The 10,477-nt window shown below is 71.3% G+C and carries 10 protein-coding genes and 1 pseudogene; 7 read left to right on the top strand and 4 right to left on the bottom strand.

The window, feature by feature from the left end; translation table 11 throughout:
* Window positions 1–451, top strand: a 451-nt coding sequence (locus G3I65_RS46305; RefSeq protein ID WP_160701739.1) for an amino acid permease, incomplete at its 5' end; no start/stop codon positions are given.
* 126 nt (window positions 452–577) lie between these two features.
* On the top strand, window positions 578–1,378 hold the full coding sequence (locus G3I65_RS46300) for a trypsin-like serine protease (protein WP_160701738.1): 801 nt from the start codon (window positions 578–580) through the stop codon (window positions 1,376–1,378).
* Between the two features lie 64 nt (window positions 1,379–1,442).
* On the opposite strand, the gene G3I65_RS46295 is transcribed toward G3I65_RS46300, so the two are convergent.
* Both G3I65_RS46295 and G3I65_RS46290 read right to left on the bottom strand, forming a co-directional pair.
* Window positions 1,443–2,543: a nitronate monooxygenase family protein gene (locus G3I65_RS46295; protein WP_160701737.1), complete on the bottom strand. Its 1,101-nt coding sequence runs from the start codon at window positions 2,541–2,543 to the stop codon at window positions 1,443–1,445.
* 14 nt (window positions 2,544–2,557) lie between these two features.
* Window positions 2,558–4,174 (bottom strand): acyl-CoA synthetase, encoded by a 1,617-nt coding sequence (locus G3I65_RS46290; RefSeq protein WP_309236020.1) that lies wholly within the window; start codon window positions 4,172–4,174, stop codon window positions 2,558–2,560.
* Window positions 4,175–4,236: 62 nt separating this feature from the next.
* Between G3I65_RS46290 and G3I65_RS46285 the strand changes: the two genes are divergently transcribed.
* From G3I65_RS46285 to G3I65_RS46270, 4 genes are all read left to right on the top strand, one after another.
* Window positions 4,237–5,025 carry a crotonase/enoyl-CoA hydratase family protein gene (locus G3I65_RS46285; protein ID WP_160701735.1) on the top strand — a complete coding sequence of 263 codons (789 nt, stop codon included), beginning with the start codon at window positions 4,237–4,239 and terminating at the stop codon, window positions 5,023–5,025.
* Window positions 5,026–5,106: 81 nt separating this feature from the next.
* Window positions 5,107–6,084: a Zn-ribbon domain-containing OB-fold protein gene (locus tag G3I65_RS46280; protein WP_160701734.1), complete on the top strand. Its 978-nt coding sequence runs from the start codon at window positions 5,107–5,109 to the stop codon at window positions 6,082–6,084.
* A gap of 7 nt (window positions 6,085–6,091) precedes the next feature.
* Window positions 6,092–7,105: a thiolase domain-containing protein gene (locus G3I65_RS46275; protein WP_160701733.1), complete on the top strand. Its 1,014-nt coding sequence runs from the start codon at window positions 6,092–6,094 to the stop codon at window positions 7,103–7,105.
* On the top strand, window positions 7,102–8,265 hold the full coding sequence (locus tag G3I65_RS46270; RefSeq protein WP_160701732.1) for a thiolase domain-containing protein: 1,164 nt from the start codon (window positions 7,102–7,104) through the stop codon (window positions 8,263–8,265). Before G3I65_RS46275 ends, G3I65_RS46270 begins: the two co-directional genes overlap by 4 nt.
* Here the strand turns inward: G3I65_RS46270 and G3I65_RS46265 are convergent, their stop codons facing one another.
* Both G3I65_RS46265 and G3I65_RS46260 read right to left on the bottom strand, forming a co-directional pair.
* Window positions 8,266–9,285, bottom strand: a complete 1,020-nt coding sequence (locus G3I65_RS46265) for a YhjD/YihY/BrkB family envelope integrity protein (protein WP_160701731.1) — start codon at window positions 9,283–9,285, stop codon at window positions 8,266–8,268.
* A gap of 65 nt (window positions 9,286–9,350) precedes the next feature.
* A complete protein-coding gene (locus G3I65_RS46260; protein WP_160701730.1) occupies window positions 9,351–10,142 on the bottom strand; it encodes a transglutaminase family protein in 792 nt (263 codons plus the stop codon).
* 35 nt (window positions 10,143–10,177) lie between these two features.
* On the opposite strand from G3I65_RS46260, the pseudogene G3I65_RS46255 reads away from it, so the two are divergent.
* A pseudogene (locus G3I65_RS46255) lies at window positions 10,178–10,477 on the top strand (dienelactone hydrolase family protein); the annotation flags it as partial.

Below are 10,477 nucleotides of genomic sequence, written 5' to 3'. Positions count from 1 at the left end.
GGCCGTCCCCGGGTGGCTCGCCCCGGTCGTCCGCGTGGGCGCCGCCATCGCCGCGCTCGGCTCGCTGCTCGCGCTCATCCTCGGCGTCTCGCGCACGACGCTGGCGATGAGCCGCGACGGCCACCTCCCCCGGTTCCTCGCCGCCGTGCACCCCCGCTACCAGGTGCCGCACCGGGCCGAGCTCGCCGTCGGGCTGGTCGTGGCCGTGCTCGCCGCGTCGATCGACCTGCGCGCGGCGATCGGCTTTTCGTCCTTCGCGGTCCTGACGTACTACGCGATCGCCAACGCCGCCGCGTTCACGCTCCGCGGGACGGCCCGGATCGCCGCCGTCCCGGGTCTGGCCGGGTGCGTGGTGCTGGCGTTCAGCCTGCCGCTTCCGTCCGTGCTGACCGGCTGCGGCGCGTTGTTGCTCGGCGCATCGGCCTACGGCGTTCGCCGGATCAGGCGGTGAGAAATCACCCAACCGCCCGAAAGATCCGAAGAAAGTTAGTTGTCCCGGTCTGCGACCACCTGGTGTAGTCATGGGGCCGCTCACGGCGACGGCTTCCACAGTGGACACTGGAAGGACTGATCCCCCTTGGCTACCAAGCGCTGGTTCACCCTGCTCAGAAACGTCACCACCGCGGTCGCCGCGGTCGCCGCGGCCGCGTCGTTCGCCACCCCGGCGATCGCGGCCCAGCCGCCGTCCACCGACGTCGTCGGCGGGACCCGGGCCGCCCAGGGCGAGTTCCCGTTCATGGTCCGGCTTTCCATGGGCTGCGGCGGGGCGCTCTACACCAAGCAGATCGTGCTGACCGCCGCGCACTGCGTCAGCCGGACCGGGGCCAACACGTCGATCACCGCGACCGTCGGCGTCGTCGACCTGCAGAGCTCGAGCGCGCAGAAGATCCGCTCGACCTACGTCTACCAGTCCCCCACCTACGGCACCTCCACCGGCGGCGACTGGGCGCTGATCAAGCTCGCCAGCCCGGTCAGCGGCCTCTCGACGCTGCCGATCGCGACGACGACGGCGTACAACAGCGGCACGTTCACCGTGGCCGGCTGGGGTGCGGCGACCGAGGGCGGCTCGCAGCAGCGGTACCTGCTCAAGGCGACGGTCCCGTTCGTCGACGACGCCACCTGCGCCGCGCAGGGCGGCAGCTACCCCGACCTGATCCCGAGCGCGGAGATCTGCGCCGGCAACCTGGCCTCCGGTGGCGTCGACACCTGCCAGGGCGACTCGGGTGGCCCGATGTTCCGCCGGGACGCGAACAACGCGTGGATCCAGGTCGGCATCGTCAGCTGGGGTGACGGCTGCGCCCGGCCGCACGCCCCCGGCGTCTACACCGAGGTGAGCACGTTCGCGTCGAAGATCGCCGCGGCCGCCGCCACCCTGTAGCCCGCAAGTCCGTGAAGGCCTCCTTACCGGTCATAAACGCCGGTAAGGAGGCCTTCACGGCATTTCAGCGCGTCTTGTCCAATCGGGACAGTGCCTCTTCGTAGCCGGAGACCAGGTCCGCGACGACCTCGGCGACCGGGCGGACGGAGTTCATCCGGCCGACGATCTGCCCGACCGGCATGGACACGACGGTCGGGTCGTTCGCCGCGTGGATCCGGTTGTGGGCGTGGGAAACCAGCAGGTTCTGCAGCGGCATCGGCAACGGCTCGGGCGCGTCCGGCGCGGCCCACGCCTCGGTCCACCGGGTCTTGAGCAGCCGCGCGGGCTTGCCGGTGTAGATCCGCGTCCGCACGGTGTCCGCCGAGGACGCCGCGACGAGCGCCTGCTGCATCGCCACCGACTCGCCCATCGTCTGCAGGTACTCCTGCGTGGCCAGCCACATCGAGCCCATCCAGACGCCGGACGCGCCGAGCGCGAGCGCCGCGGCCATCTGGCGGCCGGAACCGATCCCGCCGGCCGCGAGCACCGGCACGTCGACGGCGTCGACGATCTCCGGCACCAGCACCATCGACGCGATTTCGCCGGTGTGCCCACCGGCCTCGTAACCCTGCGCCACCACGAAGTCGACGCCGTTTTCGACGTGCCGGACCGCGTGCTCGGCCTTGCCCGCCAGCGCCGCCACCGGCACCCCGCGGTCGTGGCACTGGCCGATGACGTCGGCGGGCGGCGAGCCGAGCGCGTTGGCGATCAGCTTGATCGGGTGGTTCAGCGCGACCTCGACGTGCGACCGCGCGACCGAGTGCAGCCAGCCGAGCACGCCCGCGCGCTCGTCGGTGTCGTCCGGCAGCGGCGGCACGGAAAGCTCTTTCAGCACCCGGTCGACGAACGCGCGGTGGCCGTCCGGGATGTGCTTCGACAGGTCGACCTGGGTGCCTTCGGCCGGGATCTTCGCCGGCATCACGATGTCGACGCCGTAGGGCTTCCCGCCGGTGTTCTCGTCCATCCAGGTCAGCACCCGGTCGAGCTCGGCGGCGTCGTTGAACCGGACGCAGCCGAGCACGCCGAGCCCGCCGGCGCGGCTGAGCGCCGCGGCGACGTGCTCCGAGGGCGTGAACCCGATGATCGGCAGGTCGATGCCGAGCCGGTCGCACAGGGGTGTCCGCACTTCTGGTGTCCTCCTCAGACGGGCTGGGCCGTCGCCGGTTCGTGCTCGGCGGCGTAGCGCTGGGCCCACGGGTAGTCCGGCTTTCCGCTGGGCGACCGGCCGATCTCGGCGGCCAGCCAGATCGTGCGCGGCACCTTGTACCCGGCGATCTCGCCCCGGACGTGCTCCTCGAGCGCGGCCAGGTCCGGCGCGGCGCCGTCCCGCAGCTGAACGACGGCGGCGACGCGCTGGCCGAGCCGCTCGTCCGGGATGCCGATGACCAGGGCGTCGAAGACGTCGGGGTGCGACTTGAGCGCCCCCTCGACCTCCTCCGGGTAGACCTTCTCGCCGCCGGTGTTGACGCACTGGGAGCCGCGGCCGAGCAGCGTGACCGTGCCGTCCTCCTCGTACCGGGCGTAGTCGCCCGGGACGACGTACCGGGCGCCGCCGACCTCGACGAAGATCTTCTTGCTCTTCTCCGGATCGCCGTAGTAGCCGAGCGGGACGTGCCCGCGGCGGGCGATCAGGCCGACCGCGCCGGGCGCCGGCTCGACGAGGTTGCCGTCGTCGTCGACGAGGATCGCGTCCTTGCCGAAGCTGACCCGCGGGCCCGCGCTGTGGTCGGAGTCCTTGCCGACCATGCCGATCCCGGTGAAGCCGCTTTCAGACGAGCCGATGGCGTCGGTGATCACGGCGTTCGGTACCAGTTCGACGAACTCCTGCTTCACCGACTGCGAGAACAGCGCGGCGTGGCTGGAGACAGCGACGAGCGACGAAGCGTCGTAATCGCCCTCGCGGAAGGCCTCGATCAGCGGCCGCGCCATCGCGTCGCCGACGATCGTGAGGACCTGGACCTTGTTGTCCTGCACGGCTTTCCAGATCTCGTGGGCGTCGAAGCGCGGCACGAACACGACCGGGCTGCCGGTGAACAGCGCCCCGAACGCGGCCCACTGCGCGGCGCCGTGGATCAGCGGCGCGGCGGGCAGCCGCGTCAGGCTCCCGACCTTGCCCTGCTCGGCCAGCGTCCACTCGTCCGGGATGTATTCGCCGGTGACGAAGTTGATCCCGCCGCCGAGCGCGCGCCAGACGTCCTCCTGGCGCCAGAGCACGCCCTTGGGGTAGCCCGTGGTGCCGCCGGTGTAGAGGATGTAGAGGTCGTCGTTGCTGCGCTCTTCGAAGTCGCGCTCCGGGGACTGCGCGGCGAGGGCGGTTTCGTAGTCGACGCCGCCGTAGCTCCCGTAATCGCCGTCCGAACCGTCGTCGATCACGACAACGTGTTTCAGTTTGGGCGTCTCGGGCAGGACGGCGGCGACCTTGTCGGCGTAGCTCCTCTCGTGCACGAGCGCGACGAGCTCGGCGTCGGTGAAGAGGTAGACGAGCTCGCCGTGGACGTAGCGGTAGTTGACGTTGACGGCGATCGCGCGCAGCTTGTACGCCGCGATCATCGCCTCCAGGGCCTCGATCGAGTTGCGGGAATAGACCCCGATGTGGGACCCGCGTCCCACGCCGTGCGCGGCGAGGTGGTGGGCGAGCCGGTTGGCCCGCGCCTCCAGTTCGGCGAAGGTGACCCGCCGGTCGCCGCACACGACCGCGACGCGCTCCGACACGGCGTCGACGGCGTGCTCCAGAAGATCCGCGATGTTGAGTGCCACGCCCCCAAAGTAGAACATGTTATCGTTCTGGGCAATGGCACTGCTCCTTCAGGAGGTCTTCCGTGGGTGAACCGCACGCGCTGGTTTCGCAAGAGGGGCAGACCCTGATCGTCACGATGAACCGGCCCGAGGCGCGCAACGCGATCACCGGCGAGATGATGTCGATCATGGTCCAGGCCTGGGACCGCGTCGATTCGGACGACTCGATCCGCAGCTGCGTCCTGACCGGCGCGGGCGGCGCGTTCTGCGCGGGCGCGGACCTGAAGTCGATGTCGCGCAACTCGCCCTCGGAGTCGTTCGCGTCGGGCAAGTTCGACCCGTCGAACATCCCGGGCCTGCTGAAGGGCCGCCGGTTGACGAAGCCCCTGATCGCGGCGGTCGAGGGCCCGGCGATCGCGGGCGGCACGGAGATCCTCCAGGGAACGGACATCCGGGTGGCCGGTTCTTCGGCGCGTTTCGGCGTGTCAGAGGCGCGGTGGGGACTGTTCCCGATGGGCGGGTCGGCGGTGCGGCTGCCGCGGCAGATCCCGTACACGGTCGCGGCGGACATCCTGCTGACCGGCCGGCACCTTTCGGCAGCCGAGGCGCTGGAGATCGGACTGATCGGGCACGTGGTGCCGGACGGGACCGCGCTCACGAAGGCCCTGGAGCTGGCCGCACTGGTGAACGCGAACGGGCCGCTGGCGGTGCGGGCGATCCTGCGGACGATCCGCGACACCGAGGGCCTGCACGAGGAGGAGGCCTTCAAGCTGGACTCGCAGTACGGGATCGAGGTGTTCGCGTCGGAGGACGCCAAGGAGGGGCCGCGGGCGTTCAGCGAGAAGCGGAAACCCGAGTTCCGCGGCCGCTGACATAGAACGCGTTCCACCAGTTTTGAACCACCACGTGGAGGAGCCTTGTCGGTAGAACAAGAACGTGTTTCACTCAACGGCGTGACCGAGACACCACTGGCGGCACCCCTCAACGTCGGTTTCGACTACACGCGCTCGACCGGGCCCGTCCTCGGCCGGTTCGTCAACGGGCTGCGCGAGCGCCGGATCGAAGGCGTCCGCGGCAGTGACGGGCGGGTGCACGTGCCGCCCGTCGAGTACGACCCCGTGACCGCCGAACAGCTCGGCGAGTTCGTCCCCGTGGGCGACGAGGGCACGGTCGTCTCCTGGTCGTGGTGCCCCGAGCCGCTCGACGGGCAGCCGCTGAGCCGGCCGTTCGCCTGGGCGCTGGTCAAGCTCGACGGGGCCGACACCGCCATGCTGCACGCCGTGGACGCCGGGTCGCCGGAGAACATCCACAGTGGACAGCGGGTGCGGGTGCGGTGGGCCGGGGAGACCGTCGGGCACATCCGCGACATCGCCTACTTCCTGCCCGTCGACGCCGAAGACACCGAGCCGACCGAGCCCGCTCCCCCGGTCGCCGAGCGCGAAGAGGGTGCGCCGGTCAGCGTCGTCATCACGCCCGTGCACCTGAAGTACCAGCACTCGGCTTCGCCCGAGGAAAGCCGGTACCTGCGCGGACTCGCCGAGGGCAAGCTGATCGGCCAGCGCTGCCCCGCGTGCGGGAAGGTCTACATCCCGCCGCGCGGTGCCTGCCCGACCGACGGCGTGCCGACCACCGAAGAGGTCGAGCTGCCCGACACCGGCATCGTGACGACGTTCTGCATCGTCAACGTCCCGTTCCTCGGCCAGCGCATCAAGCCGCCGTACGTCGCCGCCTACATCCTGCTCGACGGCGCGGACATCGCGTTCCTGCACCTCGTGCTGGGGTGCGACGCCCAGGACGTCAAGATGGGGATGCGCGTGCGGGCGTCCTGGAAGCCCCGCGAAGAGTGGTGGACGTCGCTGGAGAACATCAGCCACTTCGAGCCGACCGGTGAGCCGGACGCGGCCTACGAAACCTTCGCCCACCACCTGTGAGGTCCTGATGCCAGACGTCGCCATCGCGGGCTTCGCCAAGGCCCCCAACGTCCGGGAGACCGAGGGGACCACCAACGGCGTCGAAATGCTCGTCCCCATCTTCGCCGAAGTCTTCGAGCAAACCGGCTTGTCCAAACAGGACATCGGGTTCTGGTGCTCCGGTTCGTCGGACTACCTCGCCGGGCGCGCGTTCTCGTTCATCGCCGCGGTCGACGCGATCGGCGCGTTCCCGCCGATCCACGAGTCCCACGTCGAAATGGACGCCGCCTGGGCGCTCTACGAAGCCTGGCTGAAGATCAAGATGGGCGAGGTCGAAACCGCGCTCGTCTACGGCTTCGGCAAGTCCAGCGCCGGGCAGCTGAGCCGGGTGCTCGCCCTGCAGCTCGACCCCTACGTCGTCGCTCCCCTGTGGCCGGACTCCGTTTCGATCGCCGGGATCCAGGCGCGCCTGGGACTCGAAGCCGGACTGTGGTCCGAAAAGGACCTCGCCGAGGTCGCCGCCCGCGGCACCGGCAAGGACGTCAGCGAACTACTCGACGCGCCCTACCTCGCGGACCCGTTGCGGCGGCACGACATCGCGCCGGTCACCGACGGCGCGGCCGTGATCGTCCTGTCCACTGTGGAACGCGCCCGCGACATCGTCGAGCGGCCCGCCGTGATCGGGGGGATCGAGCACCGCGTCGACTCCCCCGTGCTCGGCGCCCGCGACCTGACCCGCTCGCCGTCCACCGAGGCCGCGGCGAAGGCACTCGACCTCGACGGCGCCGACCTCGCCGAGCTGCACGCCCCGTTCACGCACCAGGAGCTGATCCTGCGCGGCGCGCTCGGGCTCGGCGACGAAGTGCGGGTCAACCCCTCCGGCGGCGCGCTGGCGGCGAACCCGATGTTCTCCGCCGGCCTGGCCCGGATCGGCGAGGCCGCCGCCCGGATCCACCGCGGCGAGTCCCGCAAGGCCGTGGCGCACGCGACGAGCGGCCCCGCCCTGCAACAGAACCTGGTGACCGTGCTGGAGGCCCGATGACCAAGCAGCTCACCGCCGTGCTCGGCACCGGCCAGACGCACCACCGCGCCAAGCGCGCGGACGTCTCGATGCCGGGCCTGCTGCGCGAGGCGATCGACCGCGCCATGACGGATGCCCAGGTCGAGTGGGCCGACATCGACGCCGTCGTGCTCGGCAAGGCCCCGGACCTGTTCGAGGGCGTGATGATGCCCGAGCTGTTCCTCGCGGACGCGCTGGGCGCGACCGGGAAACCGCTGCTGCGCGTGCACACCGCCGGGTCGGTGGGCGGGTCGACGGCGCTGGTCGCGGCCTCGCTCATCCAGGCCGGCGTGCACCGGCGCGTGCTCACGGTGGCGTACGAGAAGCAGTCCGAGTCGAACGCGATGTGGGGCCTGTCGATCCTGCCGCCGTTCCAGATGCCGGTCGGCGCGGGCGCGGGCGGCTACTTCGCGCCGCACGTGCGGTCCTACATCCGGCGGTCGGGCGCGCCCGAGCACGTCGGGGCGATCGTCGCGGCGAAGGACCGGCGCAACGGGGCGCTGAACCCGTACGCGCACCTGCGGCAGCCGGACATCACCGTCGAATCGGTGCGGGCGTCGCAGATGCTGTGGGACCCGATCCGCTACGACGAGACGTGCCCGTCGTCCGACGGCGCGTGCGCGATGGTGCTCGGCGACGAGGCCGCCGGGGACGCCGTCGAAGGCGGCGCGGCGTGGATCCACGCGACGGCGATGCGCACCGAGCCGACCACGTTCGCCGGCCGCGACCAGGTGAACCCCCAGGCCGGGCGGGACGCGGCGGCCGCGCTGTGGGCCGAGGCGGGCATCACCGACCCGATGTCCGAAGTGGACGTCGCCGAGATCTACGTGCCGTTCTCGTGGTTCGAGCCGATGTGGCTGGAGAACCTCGGGTTCGCGCCCGAAGGCGAGGGCTGGAAGGTGACCGAGAAGGGCGAGACGGCGCTCGGCGGCCGGCTGCCGGTCAACCCGTCCGGCGGGGTGCTCTCGTCCAACCCGATCGGCGCGTCCGGCATGCTCCGGTTCTCCGAGGCGGCGAAGCAGGTCATGGGCCGGGCCGGCGACTACCAGGTCGACGGCGCCCGCCGCGCGCTCGGCCACGCCTACGGCGGCGGCTCCCAGTACTTCTCGATGTGGCTGGTCGGCTCGGAGAAGCCGAGCTGATCAGCGGCGGGAGCGGCGCCAGCGGAGGGCGAGCAGGGTGCCGGCCACGCCGGTGAGCACGCCGACCGTGGCCGGCACCGCGATCGGCGGGTCCACCACGACCACCGGGTTCAGCACCACCGGCGCCGGCGGCTGGACCGGCTTCGGCGGCGCGTCGGAGCCGGTCGCGGTCCACGCCGTGACGAAGACGAGCAGCCGCGCCACCAGCGAGATGAAGAAGATGAGGCCGATCACCGAGCCGAACGCGATGCCGGTCGGCGAGTCGCCGATCAGCCGCAGGTAGAACCCGCCGGCCAGCTTGAGCACCTCGAACCCGACGGCCAGCGCGATCGCCCCGCGCACCGCGCTGCGCACGCCCACCTTCTGCCGCGGCAGCCGGGTCAGCACCCACAGGAACACCAGCCAGTCGGCCGCCAGCGACAGCGGCACCGACGACGCGGACACGAGCTGGTGCCCCCAGCTGGTGTCGTCGAGGCCGGCCAGCCGCAGCAGGTAGCCGCCGAGCGCGGTGCCGGAGATGGTCAGCGTGAACGACACCAGCAGCGCCGCGCTCAGGCCGACCAGCGCGAGCAGGTCGACGGCGATGAGCCGCAGCAGCGGCTGGTCGGAGCGGTTCTGGCCCCACAGCGCGGTCAGCGAGTCCCGCAGCGCGTTCATCCAGTTCCAGCCCGAGTAGAGGCCGATCACCAGGCCGAACGCCCCGACGCTGGTCCGCTGCTCGACGAAGCCGGTGAGCAGGTCGGTGGCCTTGTCGCCGAGTCCCCCGGGCAGCGTCGACACGATCGCGTGCACCATCGTGTCGAGCAGGTGCGGCTGGCTGGCCAGCACGAACCCGGCGACCGACGAGGCGACCATCAGCAGCGGCACCAGCGACAGCAGGCTGAAGTAGGTGATCGAGGCGACGTAGTGGTACCCGCCGCGCTCGATGTAGCGGTTGGTCGCCCGTGCGATGTGGTCGAGCCACCGGTACCGGGCACGCGCCCGGGCCCAGGGGCTCGGGACCTTGGGGGAACTCTTCACGAAGACTGTCTACCCAGCCGGGGGCCTTCTCGTGCGGGCAACACGCGGTCGGCAGCCGATCGGCCTCACCCGAGGACGACCGGCGCCACGCCGTCGTCGGCCGGGAGCGCGGCATCCGTCGTCGCGAACACCGTGCTGCCGAGGAAGTCGAGCTCGCAGCCGAGGGTGGCGAGGAACGACGTGTCCGCGGCGTCGCGCCCGGTGGAGATCCGCAGCATGGTCTGCCGCGGCGCGAGGCGGGTGGCGTCGAAGACGTACCAGTGCCCGTCGAGGCCGGCCTCGAAGACGGCGTGGAAGTCCATCGGGGACAGCCCGGGCGCGTAGACGCCGACGTAGCGCGCGGGGATGTCGAGGAACCGGCACAGCGTGATGCACACGTGCGCGAAGTCGCGGCAGACGCCTTCGCCGGCCAGGAGCGTGTCGATCGCGTCGTCGGTGGCGCGACTGGCACCGACCACGTAGGACAGTCGTTCGTGGACGTGCCGGACGATCGCGTGGACCTGTTTTTCCTTGCTCCGCAAGGCGAACAGCTCCGGTGGCACCAGCCCGGCGATCCGGTCGGACGGGCAGTACCGGCTCGGCCGCGTGAAGACGGCGGCGTCGGCGAGCGTGACCGGCTCCGGTTCGGGCTCGCCCAGCGCGCGCTCGGCGTGGTAGGTGACGCGGTGCTCGCCGGCGGGCAGCTCGAAGACCTCGGCGCGGGTACCGTGCTCGAACTCGGCGACCCGGCTTTCCCCGTGCCAGGAAACGGTGAGCTCCTCGGTGTCCGCGTGCGCGGCGGCGACCGAGATCGCCGCGAGCCCGGGTTCGGTGACGCGGATCGAGAACTCGACGTCGACGGTCGCTCGCGGGGCCATCAGCTCATGATGTCACCCTTCGGCAGGATTGCCGGGTGACCGACATCGTGGTGTTCCACTCCGTGCTGGGGCTGCGGCCCGTCGAACTCGGCCTCGCCGACCGGCTGCGGGCGGCCGGGCACGACGTCACCACCCCCGACCTCTACGCCGGCCGCACGGCGCCGACGCTCGAAGCGGGCTTCGCGCTGAAGGACGCCGTGGGCTGGGAGACCATCACCCGACGAGCCCTCGACGCGGTGCGCGACCTGCCCGCGGAGACAGTCCTGGTGGGCGTGTCGATGGGCGCGGGCGTCGTCCAGGCCGTGCTGCCGCACCGGCCGGCCACCGCCGGGGTC

The sequence above is a fragment of the Amycolatopsis sp. SID8362 genome, assembly GCF_010550475.1.
Taxonomy (GTDB): domain Bacteria; phylum Actinomycetota; class Actinomycetes; order Mycobacteriales; family Pseudonocardiaceae; genus Amycolatopsis; species Amycolatopsis eburnea.
The sequence above is the reverse complement of the archived record's forward strand: the minus strand, read 5'-3'. Positions and strand labels throughout refer to the sequence as shown.